19 protein-coding genes and 1 pseudogene are annotated in these 21,875 nt (G+C 38.1%); 6 read left to right on the forward strand and 14 right to left on the reverse strand.

What is annotated here, in order from left to right; translation table 11 throughout:
- Positions 1–20: 20 nt before the first annotated feature.
- From AC0VYH_RS12600 to AC0VYH_RS12620, 5 genes are all read right to left on the reverse strand, one after another.
- The gene (locus AC0VYH_RS12600) at positions 21–1,484 is read right to left on the reverse strand and encodes a sucrose-6-phosphate hydrolase (protein ID WP_475365337.1); all 1,464 of its coding nucleotides are present in this window, start codon (positions 1,482–1,484) and stop codon (positions 21–23) included.
- Positions 1,485–1,523: 39 nt separating this feature from the next.
- Positions 1,524–2,933, reverse strand: a complete 1,410-nt coding sequence (locus AC0VYH_RS12605) for a PTS transporter subunit EIIC (RefSeq protein WP_475365338.1) — start codon at positions 2,931–2,933, stop codon at positions 1,524–1,526.
- A gap of 199 nt (positions 2,934–3,132) precedes the next feature.
- On the reverse strand, positions 3,133–4,095 hold the full coding sequence (locus AC0VYH_RS12610) for a LacI family DNA-binding transcriptional regulator (RefSeq protein ID WP_475367488.1): 963 nt from the start codon (positions 4,093–4,095) through the stop codon (positions 3,133–3,135).
- A 117-nt stretch (positions 4,096–4,212) separates the two neighbouring features.
- Positions 4,213–5,265, reverse strand: coding sequence for a PQQ-dependent sugar dehydrogenase (locus AC0VYH_RS12615; RefSeq protein ID WP_475365339.1), 1,053 nt, complete (start codon positions 5,263–5,265; stop codon positions 4,213–4,215).
- Positions 5,266–5,304: 39 nt separating this feature from the next.
- Positions 5,305–5,652, reverse strand: coding sequence for a VOC family protein (locus AC0VYH_RS12620; protein ID WP_475365340.1), 348 nt, complete (start codon positions 5,650–5,652; stop codon positions 5,305–5,307).
- 190 nt (positions 5,653–5,842) lie between these two features.
- Between AC0VYH_RS12620 and AC0VYH_RS12625 the strand changes: the two genes are divergently transcribed.
- A complete protein-coding gene (locus AC0VYH_RS12625; RefSeq protein WP_475365341.1) occupies positions 5,843–6,157 on the forward strand; it encodes a hypothetical protein in 315 nt (104 codons plus the stop codon).
- A gap of 158 nt (positions 6,158–6,315) precedes the next feature.
- Here the strand turns inward: AC0VYH_RS12625 and AC0VYH_RS12630 are convergent, their stop codons facing one another.
- Together AC0VYH_RS12630 and AC0VYH_RS12635 are read right to left on the reverse strand one after the other, a co-directional pair.
- A complete protein-coding gene (locus AC0VYH_RS12630) occupies positions 6,316–6,903 on the reverse strand; it encodes a YdeI/OmpD-associated family protein (RefSeq protein WP_475373790.1) in 588 nt (195 codons plus the stop codon).
- A gap of 262 nt (positions 6,904–7,165) precedes the next feature.
- The gene (locus tag AC0VYH_RS12635) at positions 7,166–8,293 is read right to left on the reverse strand and encodes an NAD(P)/FAD-dependent oxidoreductase (protein WP_475372603.1); all 1,128 of its coding nucleotides are present in this window, start codon (positions 8,291–8,293) and stop codon (positions 7,166–7,168) included.
- 184 nt (positions 8,294–8,477) lie between these two features.
- Here AC0VYH_RS12635 and AC0VYH_RS12640 point away from each other — a divergent pair, with 184 nt between their 5' ends.
- Both AC0VYH_RS12640 and AC0VYH_RS12645 read left to right on the forward strand, forming a co-directional pair.
- A complete protein-coding gene (locus tag AC0VYH_RS12640; protein WP_194221861.1) occupies positions 8,478–8,912 on the forward strand; it encodes a VOC family protein in 435 nt (144 codons plus the stop codon).
- 152 nt (positions 8,913–9,064) lie between these two features.
- Positions 9,065–9,853, forward strand: coding sequence for a DUF817 domain-containing protein (locus AC0VYH_RS12645; protein ID WP_475365344.1), 789 nt, complete (start codon positions 9,065–9,067; stop codon positions 9,851–9,853).
- A gap of 68 nt (positions 9,854–9,921) precedes the next feature.
- Here the strand turns inward: AC0VYH_RS12645 and AC0VYH_RS12650 are convergent, their stop codons facing one another.
- The 3 genes from AC0VYH_RS12650 to AC0VYH_RS12660 all read right to left on the reverse strand — a co-directional run bounded on the left by AC0VYH_RS12650 (position 9,922) and on the right by AC0VYH_RS12660 (position 13,626).
- On the reverse strand, positions 9,922–10,530 hold the full coding sequence (locus tag AC0VYH_RS12650) for a trimeric intracellular cation channel family protein (protein ID WP_226613615.1): 609 nt from the start codon (positions 10,528–10,530) through the stop codon (positions 9,922–9,924).
- A gap of 110 nt (positions 10,531–10,640) precedes the next feature.
- The gene (locus AC0VYH_RS12655; RefSeq protein WP_475365345.1) at positions 10,641–12,128 is read right to left on the reverse strand and encodes a UDP-N-acetylmuramoyl-L-alanyl-D-glutamate--2,6-diaminopimelate ligase; all 1,488 of its coding nucleotides are present in this window, start codon (positions 12,126–12,128) and stop codon (positions 10,641–10,643) included.
- A gap of 196 nt (positions 12,129–12,324) precedes the next feature.
- Complete coding sequence (locus AC0VYH_RS12660; protein ID WP_475365346.1) at positions 12,325–13,626, reverse strand: acetamidase/formamidase family protein; 1,302 nt, start codon at positions 13,624–13,626, stop codon at positions 12,325–12,327.
- Between the two features lie 199 nt (positions 13,627–13,825).
- On the opposite strand from AC0VYH_RS12660, the gene AC0VYH_RS12665 reads away from it, so the two are divergent.
- Together AC0VYH_RS12665 and AC0VYH_RS12670 are read left to right on the forward strand one after the other, a co-directional pair.
- Positions 13,826–14,899 (forward strand): DUF3900 domain-containing protein, encoded by a 1,074-nt coding sequence (locus tag AC0VYH_RS12665; RefSeq protein ID WP_303531051.1) that lies wholly within the window; start codon positions 13,826–13,828, stop codon positions 14,897–14,899.
- 362 nt (positions 14,900–15,261) lie between these two features.
- Positions 15,262–16,257: an aldo/keto reductase gene (locus AC0VYH_RS12670; RefSeq protein ID WP_475367667.1), complete on the forward strand. Its 996-nt coding sequence runs from the start codon at positions 15,262–15,264 to the stop codon at positions 16,255–16,257.
- Between the two features lie 170 nt (positions 16,258–16,427).
- Here AC0VYH_RS12670 and AC0VYH_RS12675 read toward each other — a convergent pair whose 3' ends face one another.
- The 3 genes from AC0VYH_RS12675 to AC0VYH_RS12685 form a co-directional block, all read right to left on the reverse strand.
- Positions 16,428–17,345, reverse strand: a complete 918-nt coding sequence (locus AC0VYH_RS12675) for an HNH endonuclease (protein WP_430243008.1) — start codon at positions 17,343–17,345, stop codon at positions 16,428–16,430.
- 161 nt (positions 17,346–17,506) lie between these two features.
- Positions 17,507–17,644: a hypothetical protein gene (locus AC0VYH_RS12680; RefSeq protein WP_475365348.1), complete on the reverse strand. Its 138-nt coding sequence runs from the start codon at positions 17,642–17,644 to the stop codon at positions 17,507–17,509.
- An 86-nt stretch (positions 17,645–17,730) separates the two neighbouring features.
- Complete coding sequence (locus AC0VYH_RS12685; RefSeq protein WP_475365349.1) at positions 17,731–18,726, reverse strand: LCP family protein; 996 nt, start codon at positions 18,724–18,726, stop codon at positions 17,731–17,733.
- 392 nt (positions 18,727–19,118) lie between these two features.
- On the opposite strand from AC0VYH_RS12685, the pseudogene AC0VYH_RS12690 reads away from it, so the two are divergent.
- A pseudogene (locus AC0VYH_RS12690) lies at positions 19,119–19,698 on the forward strand (GH25 family lysozyme); the annotation flags it as partial.
- A gap of 140 nt (positions 19,699–19,838) precedes the next feature.
- Here the strand turns inward: AC0VYH_RS12690 and fbp are convergent.
- Positions 19,839–21,770, reverse strand: coding sequence for a fructose-1,6-bisphosphatase (gene fbp / locus AC0VYH_RS12695; protein ID WP_475372604.1), 1,932 nt, complete (start codon positions 21,768–21,770; stop codon positions 19,839–19,841).
- Between the last annotated feature and the right edge of the window lie 105 nt (positions 21,771–21,875).

Consider the following 21,875-nt stretch of genomic DNA (forward strand, 5'->3'; position numbering starts at 1 on the left):
AAATTTCCCAGCACTTTTTTTCAGATAATAAAACCTGGTTTTGTACCTTTATCAATTGGTTTTAAAGAATATAAGTCACCTGAAACACCGTGGCAACATACGACATTCATGCCTTCTATAAACATTCGACTCGTAAAAACAGTTTCGCCATGATCACAAAAGATTTCTATGCTTGAGGAATCTATAAAAAGACGAATTTGATGTTTCACTTTTTGTTTTCTTAGTGCATATCTTTTTGTACCATATTCTTTAGCATAAACATGGGTCATATTTGATCGATCAAGACAATACTCTTTTCCATTTGAAGAGAAAATCACGTTTTCATTTGCATCATTCCTAAAAATAATTTCAAACTCTCGGTCGGCTTCAATGACCATTTCAAAGGCCCGAGAAGTTAATTGATGATTTGTTTGAAGCTCCTGCCTCTTTGTTCTCAGTTCTTTTAGCTCTTGAAGAGGCTGTTGTAATAAACGATCCCCCTCAATCTTAACTTCTCTCGGCAACGTTAACATGTGAGCCCACATATTTTGGTCTGTAGGATAGATGCTCTTTGAATTGCCTAACCAACCAATCAGAATCCTTCTTCCACATGCATCGTCATAAGTTTGTGGAGCATAGAAATCAAACCCTTTGTCTAGTTCGATATATTCGTGTGCATTCAGTTTACCCGTAGCAACATCTAATACATCACTAATACAATACACCACCGAAAATACATTGTTATACTGATATTTATTTTTACTCAGCTCCCCCTGAGGAGAAAAGATAAGAACACCGCGATTATTTTGTTCAAAATAGTTGGGGCACTCCCACATATACCCCGCATCCTTAAAATTCGTCTGTAGAATGCCATGATACGTCATTTCATTTGGTTGGTCTCCTGAATAAAGGGCGATTGCGCCTTTATGCTTACTCGTTTCACCACCAACGAGCATGTAGTATTTGTTATCCCGTTTAAATACAATTGGATCTCTAAAATTATTGCTGAAATCGGGGGGCGTCCCTTCTATCATCACGTTTTCCTTCGATATCGTTTGATCTTCATTTAGGAATCCATACACCTGACTTGGTATGGCTTCACTCTCCTCAGTTAGATGATTTCCTGTATAGAATAGGTGCATGTTATCCCCTTCAACAAAAGCGGATCCTGAGTGACAGCCGTGAGAATCATATAACTGATCTGGATAAAGAGCGATACCGTGATCTTTAAAATGAATAAAATCTTTCGTTGAAATATGATACCAATGCTTTAATCCATGAACTGGGCCTAATGGGAACCATTGATAGAAGATATGGTGTTCTCCTCTAAAAAAAGCTAATCCATTTGGATCATTCATTAATCCATGATGAGGTGCTATATGATAATTTGGATAATAAGTATCCTCTTTTGCAATTTTTTCAATCGTACTTAGATAGTCATTCGAAACATCTGACAAAGTAACGAAACGATTCTGGCGGTTAGAAAAATCAATGTAATCAATCATGTAAAGCTTCCCTTCTGTTAAACCTTAAGAAAATGAACATTAGCCATGTTTAATATTTAAATTTAATGCAGGTTGTTCCGCAGATGGCTTTTCACGATAAGCAATGAACGTAACGAGAAACGATGTGGCCAATGCAACTAGAATGACTAGAATGTATTGAAAGAAACCATCGCCTATATACAATAACAATCCTGGTAGCATCGTCGAACCAGTACCCGCTGCAGCGATGCCCAAGATCGAAGCAAACCCACCGCCGACTGCGCCACCTAAACAACCGTAAATAAATGGTTTTACTTTAGGTAAGTTAATCGCGAACATCACGGGCTCAGTTATGCCAAAGAAAGCAGGTATAACGGAACCTAACATATTAGATCGCTTAATTTTATCTCTTTGCTGAATAACAACTGCAAGAGCTGCTCCAGCTTGTCCGGCAATTGCTGCCGTACCAATCGGATTGATTAAATCATATCCCGTTTCCGCAACCATTTTAACCGTTATTGGAACAATCGTGTGGTGCATACCTGTTATCGCTAAAAGCTGAATGGCACCTCCATAAACAAATCCACCGATACCAAATGGTAATTCAAAGAAATACATGATGCCAGAAGTAAGTAAATTCTCTATTCCCAAAATCACTGGGCCTACGATAACAAGTCCAAGAATTAACGAAAACAGTAATGTGACAAACGGTGTCAAAATAAGGTCTAGCATCTCAGGAATGTATTTTCTCGCTATTTTTTCAATTTTTGCAGCTAACCATCCCATAAAGACAGCAGGAAGAATTGAACTTTGCATACCTGTAATTGGAATATCAAATCCTAATAAAGTCAGGAACAACGGATCAGCTTTCCCGAAAGATACAGCCCACTTATCCGGTAATTGCGGTGCTACCAGCATTAAACCGAGAGCAATTCCAATAACAGGAGATCCTCCAAATTTCTTCATAGCAGACCAGGTAATCAATACCGGAATGAATGTAAAAGCTGTATCTGTTAAAACTTGTGAGAGTACTAAAATCGTTGAAGAAAGCTCCATTCCGAAACCGTTTATTAACAAGCCTCTAAGTCCCATTAATAGGCCCGTTGCAATTAGAACGGGAATAACAGGGATGAAAATATCTGCAAACGTTTTCGTTAATTGATGGATTTTAGAACTGTTTGAATTTCTCGGTTCATTAGAGACCTCTTTACTGTCACTAACTCCACCCTTTTCTAGTTCAGCATAGACTTTATTTACAAAACCAGTACCAAGAATAATTTGATGCTGCCCACTTTGATAAAAATATCCGCTTACACCTTCAATTGAATCAAACGATTCTTTCTTGAGCAATGTATCATCATATAATTCGACTCTTAATCTTGTTGCACAGTGAGAGATGCGAGATATATTCTCTTTTCCACCTAAAGCTTGTAATACAGAATGAGCGACCGTTTTAGGATTCTTAGCCATGATCCTACCCCTCCAATAAAATATTCGTTATCCAAACAAAAGCGGAAACGTTTCCACTTTGTTATAAAAAGAAAATTACTACCAAGATTACTACCAAACTGGAAACGTTTCCAGTTTGGTATAAAATGAAAGCGACTCTAGAAATCGCTTTTGAATAAGTAAATGATATCGTTTACACAAAGAAGAGTCAAGAGTTTTTTTATTTAGTACTATTTCCATCAAAAAAGGTTACAGGAAGTACATTTTTCTTTTCAACCGGCTGTTCCTTAATTAGTTTAATAAGCACTTGTACAGCTTTTTCAGCCATTTCAGCAACAGGCTGGATGATTGTTGAAAAAGTTAATTCATCTTCCTTACTGGAAGTAACGCCATCAAAACCAATCACCTGAACTTCCTCAGGAACTCTTCTCCCTAGTTTTTTTAGAGATCGCAACAATAATTTCGCCCATTTATCGTTCATGGTAAAAAAACCATCCACATCAGGGTTTTGTTCTAAAAACCGCTGGATGACCGCTTCAATGTCTGTGACAGGCTCTCTTAATTCGTAAATACAGTGATCAAAATTTTTACTTAAACTCACAGTTTCAAATCCAAGTCTCCGATTCATAGATTCATTTTCAATGTTTGAAACACTTCCTAAATAGGCAATCCGCTTACAACCTCGCTTCATCAGTTCTTTGGCTGCAAGCTCTCCACCTTTCTTATTATTACTCGTTACGAATACGACATCTTTTGTAAAGTGCCGATCAATGCTTACAATTGGTAGGTGACTTGAAATATATTGATCAAGTTCAGCACTATAAGTAATGGCAATTAATCCATCTATTTTATTTTTCTCGAGCATTGAAATATATTCTATTTCTTTCGTACGCTCATTTTGAGTGTTGCATAGGATCATTTTATAGCCAAGATGAGACAATTCCTTTTCAACATGATAAGCAAATTTTGAAAAGAATGGATGCCAAATAGTGGGGACAATCAAAGCGATCGATTGACTTTGCTGCATTTTAAAATTCCTAGCAACTTCATTTTGCTTATAATTCAAAGTTTCAATCGCTCGTTCTACTTTTCGTCGCGTTGTTTCTTTAACAGGGCCATTGTTATTTAGTACTCGAGAAACAGTACCTAGTCCTACCCCAGCTTCTCTTGCTACATCTTTCATATTTACCAAAGTTCTGATTCACCTGCTTTGTTAATAAATTCATCCAGAAATTATTGTAACATAGAAAAAGTTCTCAAGTTGATCGATAACTGCATTGAGATAAGCTTTAAGGTTATCCTATTCCAAGTACACCTTCACCATACGATCATCCTCTTTAACCGGGTCTCCCCGACCATCTTTATTGTTTGTTATCGCAAATAATGTGTCCTCGTCCAATAATAAGGAGCGAACTCGTCCAATATCTTCTGTCTCCACAGTAGTACCCTGGCCCTTCAGTTCAAACGACCGAATTTCCTCGCCTCTTAAGCAAGCAACGTAAAGTTTGTCATCTTGAAAAACCATTCCTGACGGAGCCCATGTATCATCTCCAGAGTGATAGAGCGGCTGCACCATGCCATCAGCAATTTCATCTCCTTCAATCACTGGCCACCCATAATTGTTTCCTGCTTCAATTTGATTGATTTCATCATGAGCAGACTGCCCATGCTCTGAACTAAAAAGCTGTCCTTCTTCATTCCACGCAAGACCCTGAGGGTTTCGATGTCCATAAGAATAAACATAAGAATCATTAAATGGATTATCTTCTGGTACGTTTCCTTCTAAATCCATACGTAAAATTTTGCCTGCTAAACTACCTTTATCCTGTGCAAGCTCCGGTTCTCCAGCATCACCTGTTGTGATATAAAGCATATCGTCTGGTCCGATTTTCAGTCTTCCTCCGTTATGAAACTGAGAGCCAGGAATATTCGCTAGAAGCTCATCCGTTTCTTCCCAGGTGCTTTCTATAAGTTCAACCTTCACGACCCTATTCAGAGTCTTCTCACCTTCTACATAAGTGTGGTAGAGAAACGCAATTTGGGACTGAGGAAAATCTTCAGCTAGTGCCATCCCCAAAAGCCCGCCCTCACCTTCACTATGCACAGGTTTAGTAAGGTGGATCGTTTGTCTTTTCAGGGAATTATCGAATTTCGCTACCTTACCTGCTCGTTCTGTGAGATAAAACGTTTCTTCTGTTTGGACGATCTCCCATGGAACATTTAAATTTTCAATATAGGCTGACTCTCTTTTAATCTCCTCATCTGCACCATCGCTAGAACTTGAGTTTGGATCATTACTTGAGCAGGCTGTTACGAGGAGTAACGCACAAAGCACACCCCCTATTTTCACCATGTCTTCCTCCATTTCATCCAGATCTTATTTTAAACAGTGCTACTCACAAATCATGAGTACATTTCCATCAAGATCTTTAAAATTAAACCAATGACCATTCTCAATATCAGTGATAAGCTCAATTCTTTTTTCTTTCATAAAAGAAAAAGCGACTTCAATGTCTTTCGTATTGAAATGAAGAGGTGGAGTTTTATAAAGGTTATGCTCAGAATAAATTTTGCTATCCAATACAAGGCGGTTACCTTTCATTGGCACGACATACAAATGTCCTGCTACTATGTCGCCATGGGCAGGAATCCCTAGTAAATCACAATACCAATTTTTTGCATTTTCAATATTTTTTACGGGAATAAAAACAGCACCAATTTCATTTAAAATCGGATTCATTTGAATTACCTTCCCTCCCAAATCAATTTTCAGTACTTACTCCTTCTTTCTTATTTGATCCGATCCTTCCAAAACCCACTAAAAAAATATACACCACATTTTTGAGGAAGAAATGATAAACATGTATGATATGCTTGATTTAACAAATATCCCCATAATAAATCACTCTACAAAAAAGGAGGGGGCTAGCATGAGTACCATTAAGAATATTCTCTTAATCGTTTTTTCAAGTGACCACTCTCAAAACGATCTTGCAGAGCTACTGGTAATGCCTTTAGGACTATTTTCCCTACTATCGATTCATCATTTTTTTCATTTTGTTCCGCTAAACTGGTACTCGTTACGATCAGCTGTCATTTTCATAGCTATTTTTGCACTCTTCTATTCTTTTATGAAACTAATTAGAAAAAAACTAGGAACCAAAAACAATAAACTCTCACCTTTTGTCATTTACATGGCCTATTTTGTTGCCATCCTTGGAGGATCAGTGATCATGGCCTCATGAACAAAACCGCACTTCCCCTTTACTAACCCCTCCCAAAAAGCTCGAAGCAGTAATGCTCCGGGCTTTCACTTCATGCATGAAGAATATCAAATCTAAAAATCTCATCCACAGCCAGTGAAGTTACCTGCGGCTGGATCAAGAAGTATTATTATTATCTCTCAATCATTTAATCCCTTTCCCTGTAGAATTTGCTGCATATATTTCTCGATCCTTGCTTCTCGTGTTTTGGATTGTTTAGCTTTAGAAAAGTAAAGGACATATGCTCTTTGCCTTCCTGGTGTTAAAGCTTCAAATGCAGAATGTAATGCAGGAACTTCATTGAATTTATTTTGAAGTTCTTCAGGGATTTCTATATTCTTCTTAATATTCACTTCTAAACCAGCTTTTTCAACAGCAATGGCGTTATAAATATATTCTTTCAATATGTTTTCCTTATCCACTATTTCTTCTATATGGGTGAATCTTATCTGACGGCTAGACTGTACATTTTCCGTTTGTTGAATAAGCATGTCATGCGTATCTTGTAACAAGACACCTTTAAAAAATAATAGAGCACAATATTCTTTAAATCCATGTATTAAAACGATATTTTTCCCTTGGAATGTGTAACATGGAACCCCCCACTTCAATTCTTCAGTCAGCTCACAGTCAAGAATGATCATTCTCAATTTCTTAAATTCTTCCTGCCACTTTTGGGGTTTACTGATAAAGCCATCAACTTTAGGATTCATTCTACTATTTGCCATTAAAGCACTTCCTTTCGCAGTTATTTGATCAGCCGAAAGTTTTATATCACTACTTGCAATTGCCCCATCCATTTTCAATGACAATACTTTCATATTTACTTCTAAATAATACCACAAACCTATCCATTACCTTGAGCAGGCTTAGTCTCATTTTCGATGACCTTCCTTATTAGATTTATCGTGCAAATACAAAAAGCAGTTCAATGTAGGTGACTAATCTATCTTTGCACGCTACACTGAACTGCTTCATTTTCATGTTATCTTAAGTTTCTTGTTTAGTTATGGCTACTTCAATGTCATAATCTTCCGGGTCAAGTTCTGTTTCCGTTCCGAGCGCAAGTTTAGCGAGCTCAAGTCCTAGATACGGGCCAACTGTGAGTCCAGAAGCCCCCAGACCATTAGCAGCAAGTAGATTCTTACTACCTGGCACATAACCAAACACTGGTAAAAACCCTGGTGTGAAAGGACGGAACCCTACTTTCGCTCCTAGAAACGTACTATCCGCTAATCCTGGGGCGACGGATAGGGCTTTAGTGAAGATTTCCTGCAGTCCTCCAGCAGTCACACGCTGATCCATACCAGCTTCATTTTCATGAGTTGCCCCAACAACAACGCGTCCATCATCAAAGCTTAATAAGTACTGATCGTTAGGCGGCATCACGACTGGCCACTCATTCGTTACCGAGTTGTTCATTTCAAGGTGGACGATCTGAGCTTTCTGAGAAGTAACATTAAATTGAAGGCCCATTGGAGATAAAAGCTCTTCCGCCCAGGCTCCAGCCGTCAAAATTACTTTGTCCGCTATAAAGATCTCGTTACCTAACGTAACACCAGTCACTTCGTCTTCTGACAAATAAAGCTTAGCATCACCATACATGATGGTAGCACCGTGTTTTTCAGCTGAGCGAAGTAGCGCATTACGAAGAGCTGAACCGTTCACTCTTGCCGCTCCACTAACAAATACAGACTGGTAATCTTCAGCTATAGGGGGGAATATCTCTCTTGTTTCCTCAGAAGATAGCTTCTTGATGTCCCCGATTTCAGGGGCATCTTCTCGTCGCTTTTTAGCACGTTCGATCATTTTATCTAATTTTGTCTCATCAGTGTGGAGGCTGATTGCTCCTACTTTCTTATAACCCGTTTCTGTTTCTCCATCCTCTATTAATTGTTGAATTAAGTCTGGATAATATTTTGCTCCCCCTTTAGCAAGTCGATACCAGACTTTATTCCGACGTTGGGAAAGCCATGGACAAACAATACCAGCTGCCGCTTCTGTCGCTTGTCCAGGTTCATTACGATCGATAATCGTAACGTCTATTCCTTCTTTTGCAAGATGATAGGCCGTTGAAGCTCCAAGGATGCCGGAGCCGACAATAATTGTTGATTTCATATGTAACACCTTTTTCATTGATTTCGATTCTTTGTTCATTTTACATAAATTCAGTTAAGCACACAAACCGACTGTATTGACTAATACTCTTTAAATGAAGACCTACCTTTTTTTAACCTATTTCTTCAGGTGAAGCCTTTCATTATGCTAAAATAACACCATTACATGAAGAAGGAGTCTCACTATGAAAAAAACATTAGACCACATTGGAATTGCAGTCAGACGTTTAGATGAAGGAGTTCAGTTTTATACAGAAGTATTAGGTGGCGAGCTTTTCGACCGTTACCGTAGTGAAGCAACAGGTGTAGAAAGCGAAATTGCCGTTATAGATCTTGATGGCAGTCGTATCGAACTGCTGATGCCTACGAATAATTCCACTTCGCCAATCGCACGTTTTATGAAACAAAAAGGGAAAGGCGTCCACCATGTTGCCTATGTTGTCGATAACCTTGATGAGGCAATAAAGGAATTAGCGCAACAGAATATTCGCGTAATGGAAGATACGCGACGAGTAAACAAACACGGCAGAAGATTAATTTATTTAAATCCAGCTGACACAGAAGGAACAATCATTGAATACTGTGATTATCCTGAATCAGGTAAAACTACAATTGAATAACTGCCAGTCGAATGACAAGAATCATAAACAGCAAGAATGTGAGTACAAGTAGTACATTCAATCTTGTCGGTAGGTCATTATTCCGATTATTTTTATCGCTCATATGATTTCTCCTTCCTTATATGTTAACTACGTTCAAAAAGGCGGTGCTTATGAAGCATATCTATAATCTTTTTTACTTCGGTTACTTGCAAGCCATTTCTTGTCTGTTTCCATTAATTATTTTTGTAACGCTAGCATTAAGCGAAAGAATGACGCTTTTTTTTCTACCAAGGTATGATTTTATTCTTATCGTTTGCATTTTAGCACAAATCTTCTTATTAATAACCAAATTTGAGACAATTGATGAAATGAAAGTGATTCTTGTTTTTCACATTATTGGTTTGGCACTCGAGATATATAAAGTTCATATGGGTTCCTGGTCTTATCCAGAGGAAGCTATCTTCAAAATAGCGGGCGTTCCACTGTATAGCGGATTCATGTATGCAAGTGTTGCTAGTTACATGTGCCAGGCCTGGCGAAGACTGGATTTACAATTAGTGAATTGGCCTACTTCCTGGATGACGATCGGTTTAGGAATTGCCATCTATGGAAACTTTTTTACCCATCATTTTCTATATGATTTTCGCTGGGTGTTGAAGATCCTTGTTGTGATTCTCTTCTTTCGAACGATGGTGAACTTTACAGTCAATCATACAATTTACAAGATGTCTCTCCCTATATCTTTCGTACTCATTGGTTTTTTCATATGGATTGCTGAAAATATTGCGACGTTTTTCGGAGCATGGGCGTATCCAAATCAGCAAAGTGATTGGGAAATCGTACATATTGGTAAAATTAGCTCGTGGCTTTTATTAGTCATTGTGAGCTTTATGATCGTAGCTCAGTTAAAGCATACAAAATATGAAAAATTAATTCACAACAAAAATGCAGCTCTTTAAGAGAGCTGCATTTTATAATCCATCTATTTCTAATGAAATGTTCGTCTCCAGATGAACATAGCTATTTTCTATGAACTGTGAATGCTACGATATGGCAATTTCCATCCATAACGGAGGGACAGCATTCGTAGAAAGACAATGGCACCAAATAAGAACATGAGCTGAGGTAATTCTTGTGGATAACCAAGCCCAATTAACAGCCCTGCCATCATGGCCCACACTGCATAAACCTCTTTTTGTAAAACGGTCGGTTTTCTTCTCGCTAATAAATCACGAATAATTCCACCACCAGTTCCCGTCATGGCTGCAGCAACCATGGCAGCAATAAAAGGATGACCCATTTCTTCTGCGAATAGCGCGCCCTGGATCGCAAATGCAGCAAGACCAATTGCATCAAAGAAGCTCCCCCACTTCTCCCAATAGTAGTTAATCCAGCTTGCAGGAAAAACAAAAATGATTAGGATTGTACCGATCGCAATCATAATAAGCACATCCTGTTCCCAAATCGAAGCGACTGGCACCCCTATTAATAAATTCCGTATAATTCCACCACCAAATGCTGTAGCAAGTCCAAGAACAATCACACCGAGAAAATCAAACTCCTCCTCTAGTGCAACGAGTGCTCCACTTGCAGCAAAGGCAATTGTACCAATGATATTTAATATTTCCCAAGTCACACCATTACGCCCTTTCACGATCTATTGAAAGTTAAAGTGTACGTCAGCTTTTATCTGTTATCAACCCTTATTTTTTGGTTAAAAGAATTAAAAAACCTCCTAGTGGAGGTTTAAGAAGAAAGATGATAATACATTTCGATGATGTCCTCATCTGAATGAGGAATTTCATTTCCTTTTACAATTTGAGCACCGTTGATACATCCACTTGTTAAAAGGATAATATCTTGTTCGCTGCCAAGTTGTAAAGATTTCAAGACGCCCTCTCTTCTTGTGTTCGTTCGATAAATATTAGGATCATTGGGATTCAAAAATCCTGACATAACCTTGTCGACAATGAGAGATGGCTCATGATAGCCGGGATGATCAACTGTGACGATAATTTCATCCGCTCTACCTTCAATTGCTTTCGCCATTTTAGGCATCTTCTCAAAATCCCTGATCCCAATTCCAGCAATCATAACAATGAGCTTGCGATGATCCATCTTTTTCACTTCATCTACAAGACGTGTTAAAGCTACTGGAGTATGCGCGTAATCCAGGATGATCGTTTCCCGGTTAGGCCCACTAATTACTTGAAAACGACCTTCAGGGCTTTCTAATTGTGGCAGCACTTTAATAATCGTTTGCAGTCGGTATCCAAGTAATAAAGCTGTCCCTACAGCAGAAAGCACGTTTGCAACATTATAATCTGCAAAAACTGGTACAAAAACATCGTATGCTTCACCATGTGAGAGCAATTTGAATGAGGTACCATCTAGTCTATATTCCAACTCAGTGGCTATGAGATCCGCTTCTGCATGTGGATTTAAGCTATAAGTCACTTTACGATGTTCATAAGCTCGGCTAAGCTCAACGCCCATTTCATCGTCTACATTGACTACAGCCGCTTTTGCTTGATTGAAGAGTTTTTCTTTACAAGCTTTGTAGTGTTCAAAAGTATGGTGATATTCCAGGTGTTCTGGAGAGATATTAGTGTGAATGGCGACATCAAATTCAATTCCTTCTACGCGCTTTTGATCAAGGGCAATAGATGAAACCTCCATCGCTACTCCCCCATCTCCTTCGTTGATCAAATCCTTGAAGATGCGATGAAGGTCAAGTGACTCAGGAGTCGTTGGTGTGCTTTTCTTATAGGGAATTTTTTTCTTTGAAGACCAAATGCCGGTTGTTCCAATAGACCCTGTTGGCAATCCAAGCAGTGTGAGTAACGAGCGCACATAAGCTGCAACGGTTGTTTTACCATTTGTACCTGTAACGCCAACTGTCTTTAATTTCTCGTCTGATGAGCCATAATATTGTTTTGAAAAGGATGCCATTGCGTTTCTAACATCATCAACAAGAATAAAAGTACAATTAGGATAACTGTGAGCAAGACTTGTAATGAGATCATCTTGATCTGCTACTACTGCTACTGATCCATTCTTAATCGCATCTTCTATGTATTTATGTCCATCGTGATTCTCGCCTTTAATTGCAAAAAAAACAGAAGAAGACCCTGACATTTTCGAATGAAATGTAAGACGCTTAATCGTTTGAATGTCTGGTCCATATATATGGGTGATCGGAGTGTATTGAAGTTGGTTAAAATTAATCTTCATGGTGAATTCCTCGCTTCAGTGGTATCATTTACTTTTATTGGAAAATTTTTATAACGAAAGTAAATAATATATTTTTACTTAAATTCCCCATTTTTCCTTACTTAAAACAACATCGTTACATTTAGCATACTCAATTAGTACCATGCTTCATTCATGTGAAATCAACAGACAGCTAACGAGCTGTCTGTTATGTTCATTATTCTGCCGCGTTGTAATGATTGCGAACTAGGTCTGTTAAACTCAGTTCATCTAATAAGTGTACAGGTACTAATAATGTAATCGTGACAACACCAGGATGCCTCCCTATTTCAATCGAACCAGTGATCGTTGCTCTATTCATAACTTCTGGAACTGATATTCCCAGAGTTTCTGCTGCACGATTAAGGCCGTTATCTGTTGCCTCATTAAGGTTTGCTCCTGTGCCTATAAAAGAAAGAGGTAAAGATTCTTCTATTTTTGCAACCCCGTACATATCTGCTACTTGTTTAGCTGATGCTTTTTCCTTATCGGTGAAAGGTTTAGCTAAATGAGGTAGTTCTTCTAGTACCGGGAGTAAAATAGGGCCTTCAATGTTAAGATTCTTGATTACCTTTGCTTGAAGGTTTACGATACCAGATACGTCAGCAGTATGGCCGGCGATTTCTCCATTCCCCTGCATGGCATGCATATCCCCAATATAAATGCCTCCACCTGGGACCTTTACAGGACAAATGAGAACCGCACCTTCTCTAACGCGATTAATATCCATATGACCATCTGTACGATCTTCTAATTCCTCTTTCGTTACGCCATAATCATGCGGAGCATCAATGAGAAATTGACCGAAGTCTCCTGCATTATGAGAATCGGGCAATGGGCGTGAAGGTGTTGTTCCGAGCTGCCCTAAAAATGGACGGAGCCTAGCCATTGTTCCAACGAGATCACTTGGCGCAAAAGTAACAACTGGATTTTGTACAGAGTTCTCGGGAGTAGCCATAAATGATTTTCCATGTTCTGCTATGTACTTCGCAGCTGCCTCATCCACTGTCACACCTATTGTTCGATTCGAATCAAATGCCATTGTATACCCATTCGTAAACACAAATGGCGTCACATCTTCTCCACAATTTGAACACCGAATAGCTTCTGGTCCTGTACCTTCAATCTTAGTCTCTGGATATAGTTCACCGCAGCCAGGACACTTGACAGCAACGAAAGGATCACCGACAAATCTTCCATCAACGGGACGATCATTTCCTGAAGCAGTAGCCATAGATGTAACTTGAACGGATTTAATTCGAATCGCTATGGCGTCACCAACTTCAGCCCCTTCCACAAAAACAGGTTTTGTTACTTCATGGCCGCCTCTTAAGCAGGGGGTGATCATGGGTCCCCAACAGCCAGGTGCAGTATTTGCAATAATATGACCGCCGTCCTTCAATGGTCCTATCATCTCTTCCTTTGGATCCAAAATACCATTCGTAAACTCATTTACAAAAACGGTTTGCTTCGCTTCCATTGCCTCTCCCCTTTTCATCATTATTCCTACCTACATTATAAGAGTAATGTCGATTCATGTAAAAATTTAATTGGCTAAATACAAAAAAACTTTGAATTCAAAGAAATATTCCTTCTCTAAATCACTTCTTTTCAGTGATTGACGAAATGCAAAACCTTGCCTATACTGAATAAACGCAAACGTAAAGACAGGTGATGAAATGGAATTTAAAATGCAGTATCTTTCCTTTTATTTAATACAAGTAGAAGGAAGCGGAGAAAGTGAAGAACGACGTTACAAGCATTATCAAACTCTTGACGCAGATGCCTATGAGGAAAGCTCACTAAAAGACTTTCTAAACGGTGAGTTAACGAAAATAATGAAACGTAAAGTAGATCGTCACGCGAAGTCAGAAGGAGCACCTACGAAAATTGGGCGCTTCATTGTTGAGCAAGGTCATGATTTAACATCGAATCCAAATTATAATTTATTCGATCGGACACGCTATGCTGAATCAGCAGATGATTTCGAAACTTCATCCGATCAAATTGTTCAAATGTATTTGGATACAAGCGCTATCAGAGGTGGCGTGTTAATTGTGGCCACTTCAAAGCTTACAAAACTCTTTGATGATCCTTTTCTCTTTATCTTGAAGTGCGACTTTGAACCGAAAGTAGCAACAATTACTGATGAAGATACGCTGATTCAGAATGTGGAAATGGCGATCACAACAAAAAGCATGAAATCCGTCCAATACCCCTACATGCCAGAAGAAGGCATGATTGACAGTGCTGAGATTAAAGTCCATCAGTCCTCTCACGCCCGTTACTTCGAAGACTTCTTAAAATGGGTCGAATACGAAAAGTCGATGCCTGAAATCGTGAAGACTCAGACGATGGGTATGGTACAAGAGCATATCCAAGAAACGTATCAGGAAGAAAGCGAAGAAAAAGAAGAGTTCGAACAAGCGATAGAGGAATGGTCTCAGAGTCCTAAGCGAGAGCTACAGGAGCGCTTTACGACCGAACAAGTCGTGGAAGCTACTTCACAAATCGTGGAACACTCCCCTGACGTTGAGTGGAAGCTGAAGCTTGACCATGTGTCAGTCAAAGCCATGCTGTCTGACTTCGGCGAATCGATTCATCTTGCGAAGGTAAACGGCAAGTATGTGCTTGCGATTGAAGCCGATTCGATTACGTTCGAGAAAGGCTTTTCTCCTGTCGAGTTTCATAAGCCTGATACGCTTCAGGAAGTGGTGGAGCGGATTTATAAGAAGAATGAGAATGAATCATAATTAAAGCGTTTTGGTCTCCCGAAAGTCCTGATAAAGAAGAATCCATTTAATTTCTTAAATAAGGTGCCTCGCAAATGGAAAGAACATTTTGCGGGGTATTTTCATTTTCGTATTGCTCAGTTAAACGAACAAATTAGTAAATAGACGATCAGAAAGCAAAACCGATTTCCAACTCTCACCAAATGCCGTTATCGATTTCTCACTACTTAAGACGGAATAACTCCTTAATGGATGATAAAACTAGTAATCTATTTTGATATAGTGACTGCATCTTCTCTTGCCATTTCTTATTCTATCGCGTTTATTTTTCCCTTTTTCTGGGTAGAAAATTATATCATTTAATTAAAGGTGGAATTGAACTTATGACATCCTTTGATAATGCATTAAAACATCAAGTAGGATTAGGCACTGCTCCTTTAGGTAATATGTTCAGGGAAGTTCCAGAAGAAGAAGCACGCAAAACGATTCAAACCGCGTGGGATCAAGGAGTACGTTATTTTGATACTGCCCCTTTCTACGGTGCAGGTTTGGCAGAGATGCGCCTTGGTAACGTACTATCGCAATATAACCGGGATGACTACTTATTAAGTACAAAAGTCGGCCGTTATATCACTGACGATACAGAAAACAAGGAAGGTTTATTCCAACATGCCCGGAATAATAAAGTGATTACGGACTACACGGAAGATGCAACGAAACGATCTATTGAACAAAGCTTGGAGCGATTAAAAACAGATCGATTAGACTTTGTCTTTGTTCATGACGTTTCCCCTGATTTTCACGGGGATGAGTGGCTAGCCAAATTTGATGAAGCTCGTGAAGGAGCTTTTCGTGTGTTGACACGCCTGCGCAAAGAAGGAGTAATCAAGTCGTGGGGCCTTGGTGTTAATACGACAGAACCGATTGAAAAAGCAATGGAACTTGAAGAAACTCAACCGGATGTATGCTTGTCGGCTACCCAATATACATTGCTACAGCATGAACAGGCTTTACAAAAAATGTTGAAAAAAGCTGTAGAAAATAATGTTGACATCGTCATTGGATCACCTTATAACTCCGGTGTATTGCTGGGCGGGGATTATTACAATTATGAGAAGGCGGATGCTGATATTATTGCCAGAGTCAATCAGCTAAACGAAATAGGTCAGAAATATGATGTCCCATTAAAAGCAGCAGCCCTTCAATTTTCAACTTCTCATCCTGCCGTAAAATCAGTCATTCCGGGATCAACACGTCCAGATCGAATTAAGGAAGATCTCAATATGATTCAACGTGATATACCGAAAGCGTTCTGGGATGAATTGCTCAGCAGAGGATTCATTTCATCAAATGCCCCTTTGCCTAGCAATGTTAGATAGATTATTTTTCTTGGTAAGTTTCGCTTAACTAAAAGAGCAATAATTAAAGCTCAAAGAAAGAATGGACTTCTCTTCATGAGAAGTCCATTCTTTCTTATATATTTTCCAATGGCACTGTAACCCTAAACAGATACTTTATTGAGTTCAACCCCATAGCCAAACTGTAACAATTACTTTCTAAATATCTTTCGCTTATGCCACTTGAAATAGACTTTATTTTCCTGATGAATGCTGATTTTTGCTCGCTCCACTAATCCGTAAATTTCGTAGTCTTTTTCTTGCATAATCGAAGAAATATGCAAGCGACCCTGGCCATCAAACGCAATTAGCCCTTCCTCATATAAACCTGCATGGTTTCGACAAAGTAACAACCCGTTATAAGGATCCAATCGCTCATCATTGGAGCAATCCTTCCACGGTTTAGAGTGACTAGCCTTCAATAATTCCGGCAAGTTAATTGCACATAATGCACATTGTTCTTTCCATAACGGGGCTACTTCATTTCTAAATTTAAGCTTGCCCCACCTCATTTTCGTTTTTGCTTCTGATTCCGTTTCTGTAATCACCGGAACGAGCGTATTCCGATCGGTTCGTCTTACTTCATCGACTGTAAGTTCTAATTGCTCTTCATTTACGCGATAAAAATTCGACTCACTAATAAGCTCAAGCAATTTAATCGTTAATGCTTCATTACAAGGATATAAGTATCCAGGATTCCCGCTAGCATCATTTTGAAACGGCGAATATTTAAGAGGTAATAAAGGAGAAATTTCTTGAAACTTCTCTTTCACATTCACCGGAACATCCAATTCTTGATATTCTAACTTCACTAAATACCCCTGTTTAGATTCAGTTTGATTCCACAACGTTGACGGTTGCATTTCTTCGCTACAATCAACCTTTGCAATACTAACGGCAACAATATCTCCCTTAACATAGTGGAAAATAGGATCTCCTTGTCTCACTTCTTTCAGCCTTTTCCAAGAATGAGGTACCTGACCTCCCCTGTCCTCTTTAGGAGACCAAATCACTCCCGATTCTTTTTCCTCATGGTATGTATCTCCTTGCATGACAATAAAACTATTCATCTTTCTTCCCCCACCTGACGAGCATATTCCTCTAGTTGTTATTCTACATGAATCACAAGGGTTTTTCCCTTTTAAAACGTTATTCCTTGTCTTAGTATGAGTATATGGTGGATGAAAGAATCATTCAAGTAAAGTCTACGCAATTTTTCTGACAAAAAACCTTATAAGATAGTTTCTATTGCATCATTTGCATGACCACATACAAATAATCCTACCACCACACGAGCAATATCATCTGCGTAAAGAGCTTTAGTATGAACGAGGTCAGAAAGTCTTTCTTGAAGTTGTCTAATAGTCATGAATTAAATTCATACGCGAACTCAAAAGAGACCAACAAAGTTTCCTTTGTTGGTCTCTTTCTTAGTATATGGATGTCGTTTAAATTCTATAAATTGAGAGCTTCTCTTAATTGGCTCTTCAATAATTCTAGCTGATCGAGATCTGGAATAAAGTAAGAAGGACCACTTACATCTGGTGTCGTACCCCTGATTTCTTTCGTTTCAATTGCAGTTGAACTAAGTGATGGAAATTCTCTCTGCAGAGCGAGAATCTCTCCTGGTGTAATATTTGTTTCCACATTATTTTTTAATACATTTGAAATTTTATTAATCTCAAAGATCGTGTCTCCAGACTTCATTTCGTCGACCGTTGCTTTAATAAATTGCCTTTGACGCTCTTCTCTTGAATACACCGTATTTATATCACGTTTCCTCATTCTTACAAAGGCTAGTGCCTCTTCACCATTCATTTCGGTTAAGCCTTCATCGAAATAGATGCGATCATTTGAATAGTAGTTTTTTTCCCAGAAAGGGTATTTAACATCAACTTCCACTCCGCCGATAGCGTCAACAATATCATGAAAACCATCAAAATCAACAGCTACATACCGATCTATCGGAATATTCAATAGATCTTCCACCGTTTCTACAGCTAATTTCTTTGCCCCATAATCACTAAGATATCCGTATGTATAAGCAGCGTTTATTTTATGACTACCATCATATTCCTCTCCTACTTTCTCTATAGGAACTTCTACCTTCGTATCTCTTGGAATACTTGTCATAGTAACATTCTTTGAACCAGGATCAAGTGTGAGAACAATTTGGGTATCAGCTCTTCCACCCTTTCCATCTGAAGAGTAGTTTTCAATTCCAAGAAGGAGAATCGAAATCGGTTCTTCTCCAATGTCCACTTCTGTCTCTCTCAATTCTGAAATATCATTCTCCCGATCAAGCTCACTATAAGATTGCTTCGCCGTGTTATAAACCTGATAGCCTAGATAGCTACCAATACCAACGATAACTAGTAATAGAAATGAGACACTGAGCAATATTTTCTTTTTACGCTTCTTTTTCCTTCTATGCGCTAATCTATTTTTCATATCTTTCACCGCTAATTATTCCTTTCTTTCACTTGTTCTGTGTTAATGACTATCGATACTTTTGGCTTATTTACGCTCTATGTTGAAAAAGGATTGAAGTAAATGTTTCACTCGAATTTAGCAAAAATCATACTATCTACAATATAAGTTCATATCGTTAATTGCATAAAAATTTTTCTAAAATAAACTCATCTACTACATGAGCCACTTTCTAAAGCTATCATCAGAATACCACTATTTATCGTAACATTAATTTACCAATTATTTCATGATTTTTTAATAGGTTATATTCACTTTTTATTTCGTTGATCTGAAAAACAGATGAAAATCCTTGTGAATCTAGTATTAATTAATATGTATATTCAACTTTAAACTATACATTTCAAACTATTAAGGGGGGGATTGAGTGGACCAAAATACAGGACCAAGGTATGTCCTTCGCTTTTATTAAAGCGACAGAAGGAAGCTCATTTATCGATCCATATTATTAAACGAATTGGAAAAATGCTCAAAAGACTAACTTACGAATCGGCGCCTATCATTTCTTCAGTTTTGATAGTAAAGGAGCGACGCAAGCCAAGCATTTTATCGAAACCGTACCGATTGATAAGTATGGATTACCACCTGTTATTGATGTTGAATTTTATGCTGATAAAGAAAAGAATCCTCCTGATAGAAGCGAAGTAGAGTCAGAGCTTCAGACAATGATAACGATGCTAGAAGAACACTATGAAAAAAGGTCATTCTTTATACCACTCATGAGGCATATGAGCTCTATATCAAAGATTCAATCAGTGTGATCTTTGGATAAGAGATGTTTTAACTAAACCAACCTTACCTGATAATCAATCTTGGACTTTTTGGCAATATACTGACAGAGAGCAGTTTAATGGGTATAACGGAGAAGAAAAGTTCATAGATGTTAACGTATTTCATGGTAACAAGAAGGAGTTTAAAAAATATGGTTATTAATTTCGAACCTTTTAAAAACTCAAATGAGCTAGAGTTGTTATTTACAGAATATCCCTTATAAAAACAGCCCACATTTCTGTGGGCTGTTTTTATAGTAAACCGCAATTGTAAATTCGTTTATACCCTGGCATGTGATTCCTTTAATTTACATAACGATATTCCATTAAACTATTTAAAAAATAGACTTCCTGTAACAATTCTTCTCCAACGTTCGTTTCGCGAACCTTTTTCCTCTCTAACTCCTTATCTACCAATCTTTTTACTGATAAAACATCTGCTCCATTTAGTAAAACCTCATCTTTGGAATTAAAATGTTTATGTGCGACAAGTTGCATGCCGTATGAATTAAATAATAACGTGTATCCTGCAATACCTGTGGTTGATTGATAAGCCTTAGAGAAGCCTCCATCTATCACTATCATTTTACCATTTGCCTTAATTGGGTTCTCACCGTCTATTTCTTTTACTGGTGTATGCCCGTTTATAATATGACCTTGATCTGGATTAAGATCAAATTCTTCAAGAATATCTCGGCAGGTATTCTCGTTTTCACGTAAATAGTAATATGGGTTCTTTCTTTCTTTATGAGTTGCTTTATCTTTAATAAAATAACGTTCAAAAGTGGTCATTTCTCTTTTACCAAAAAGTGATGAATATTGTCCGGTCCACAAATACCAAACCATATCCGTTGCTAGATCGTCTGTTTCATCAGGATGTGCAAACGCATGTCGAAGATAATTTTCAAAAACGTCAAGCAGTTCACGACCTCCATAAGATTTATTTTCAATCATCATTTCTTCCATATTACCTTTTTCATCTAAAGGAATACATCCATGTATTAATAAATTCCCGTTGTACTTCAAATATAGAGAACCTTTTTTCATCAAGAAATTCATATGCCTTGCCAGCTTTTCAGAGTGTTGGAGAGAAAAAAGCAGCTTATCGATTACTTCTTCCTCTTCTTCTAATAACTGATCCGGTCGCTCTGGATTAACGGTCGCAAAACAAGTGTTATCAAGCGGATACGTTTTACCGTGAAGTGTAATGTTATTCTGCTCAAAGTCTATTTTCTCAAGCAACAGCCTTTCCGACATATTAAAATATGAGCGCCTCTTTATAATCGGACTTTCAAGTTTGAACTGAATCATAGTTATCGCCTGATGAATTTTGGTGATTTGACATTTTTCATGATTCGATTGCTTCTCATCCGAATCAATTTTAGGCGTAAACGCTGAATTGTCATGATAGTATTTTTCTGCAAGATTTAAAAGAGGTCTAAGATTGATTCCATACACATCTTCAATAATCTCCAGATTGTTATACCTTGCGCATATACGAATAATGTTAGCGAGACATACCTTTGAACCAGCAAATGCACCTATCCATAGAACATCATGGTTTCCCCACTGGATATCAACTGAGTGATAATTAATGAGTGTTTCCATAATTTTGTCAGGCTCTGGACCTCGATCATAGATATCCCCTACTACGTGAAGGTGGTCAACGACTAATCTCTGAGTCGTATATGCGAGACCAATGATGAGTTTATCAGCTTGTCCGAGAGAAATAATTTGCTGGAGAATTTTTTGGTAATACGTCTCCTTATTTGTAAGATCGTCCGTTTTGTATAGTAGTTCTTCAATCACATAAACAAACTGAGCAGGTAAAGCTTTTCGTAATTTCGAACGTGTATATTTGGAGGACGCATAAGAGATGAGCTTAAGCATCCGCTCTATGATTTCTGCGTACCATTGGAATAATTCTGGTTCATTGTCAAAAGCATTTTTAATTAACTTTATTTTTTCTTCAGGATAATAAACTAATGTGGCAAATTCATTAATTTCATTCTCTGGTAGTATCTCATCAAAAAGATCAGTTATTTTCTCCTTCACTTTCCCAGAACCGTTTCTTAAAACATGTTGAAAGGCTTGATATTCTCCATGTAAATCACTCACAAAATGCTCCGTACCCTTTGGTAAGTTAAGAATGGATTTAAGGTTGATTATTTCAGTGACTACCTTTTCTTCACTATCATATTTTTGAGCTAATAAATCTAAGTATTTCGTGTTCATGATTATGTATCCCCTTTCAATATTAATGACTATGTAAGTTAAATTACCGTCTTTGTATAATCTATTCTATTAGGTGATCGCATGTTTCTTGATTTCCATGCTCAT

Source organism: Anaerobacillus sp. QJM3NY_32 (genome assembly GCF_056173645.1).

Excerpts from the sequence above, each read along its gene's own strand:
- AC0VYH_RS12600 (WP_475365337.1), bottom strand. The coding sequence starts at position 1,484 with ATGATTGATTACATTGATTTTTCTAACCGCCAGAATCGTTTCGTTACT.
- AC0VYH_RS12605 (WP_475365338.1), bottom strand. The coding sequence starts at position 2,933 with ATGGCTAAGAATCCTAAAACGGTCGCTCATTCTGTATTACAAGCTTTA.
- AC0VYH_RS12610 (WP_475367488.1), bottom strand. The coding sequence starts at position 4,095 with ATGAAAGATGTAGCAAGAGAAGCTGGGGTAGGACTAGGTACTGTTTCT.
- AC0VYH_RS12615 (WP_475365339.1), bottom strand. The coding sequence starts at position 5,265 with ATGGTGAAAATAGGGGGTGTGCTTTGTGCGTTACTCCTCGTAACAGCC.
- AC0VYH_RS12620 (WP_475365340.1), bottom strand. The coding sequence starts at position 5,652 with ATGAATCCGATTTTAAATGAAATTGGTGCTGTTTTTATTCCCGTAAAA.
- AC0VYH_RS12625 (WP_475365341.1), top strand. The coding sequence starts at position 5,843 with ATGAGTACCATTAAGAATATTCTCTTAATCGTTTTTTCAAGTGACCAC.
- AC0VYH_RS12630 (WP_475373790.1), bottom strand. The coding sequence starts at position 6,903 with ATGGCAAATAGTAGAATGAATCCTAAAGTTGATGGCTTTATCAGTAAA.
- AC0VYH_RS12635 (WP_475372603.1), bottom strand. The coding sequence starts at position 8,293 with ATGAAATCAACAATTATTGTCGGCTCCGGCATCCTTGGAGCTTCAACG.
- AC0VYH_RS12640 (WP_194221861.1), top strand. The coding sequence starts at position 8,478 with ATGAAAAAAACATTAGACCACATTGGAATTGCAGTCAGACGTTTAGAT.
- AC0VYH_RS12645 (WP_475365344.1), top strand. The coding sequence starts at position 9,065 with ATGAAGCATATCTATAATCTTTTTTACTTCGGTTACTTGCAAGCCATT.
- AC0VYH_RS12655 (WP_475365345.1), bottom strand. The coding sequence starts at position 12,128 with ATGAAGATTAATTTTAACCAACTTCAATACACTCCGATCACCCATATA.
- AC0VYH_RS12660 (WP_475365346.1), bottom strand. The coding sequence starts at position 13,626 with ATGGAAGCGAAGCAAACCGTTTTTGTAAATGAGTTTACGAATGGTATT.
- AC0VYH_RS12665 (WP_303531051.1), top strand. The coding sequence starts at position 13,826 with ATGGAATTTAAAATGCAGTATCTTTCCTTTTATTTAATACAAGTAGAA.
- AC0VYH_RS12670 (WP_475367667.1), top strand. The coding sequence starts at position 15,262 with ATGACATCCTTTGATAATGCATTAAAACATCAAGTAGGATTAGGCACT.
- AC0VYH_RS12675 (WP_430243008.1), bottom strand. The coding sequence starts at position 17,345 with ATGAATAGTTTTATTGTCATGCAAGGAGATACATACCATGAGGAAAAA.
- AC0VYH_RS12680 (WP_475365348.1), bottom strand. The coding sequence starts at position 17,644 with ATGACTATTAGACAACTTCAAGAAAGACTTTCTGACCTCGTTCATACT.
- AC0VYH_RS12685 (WP_475365349.1), bottom strand. The coding sequence starts at position 18,726 with ATGAAAAATAGATTAGCGCATAGAAGGAAAAAGAAGCGTAAAAAGAAA.
- fbp (WP_475372604.1), bottom strand. The coding sequence starts at position 21,770 with ATGAACACGAAATACTTAGATTTATTAGCTCAAAAATATGATAGTGAA.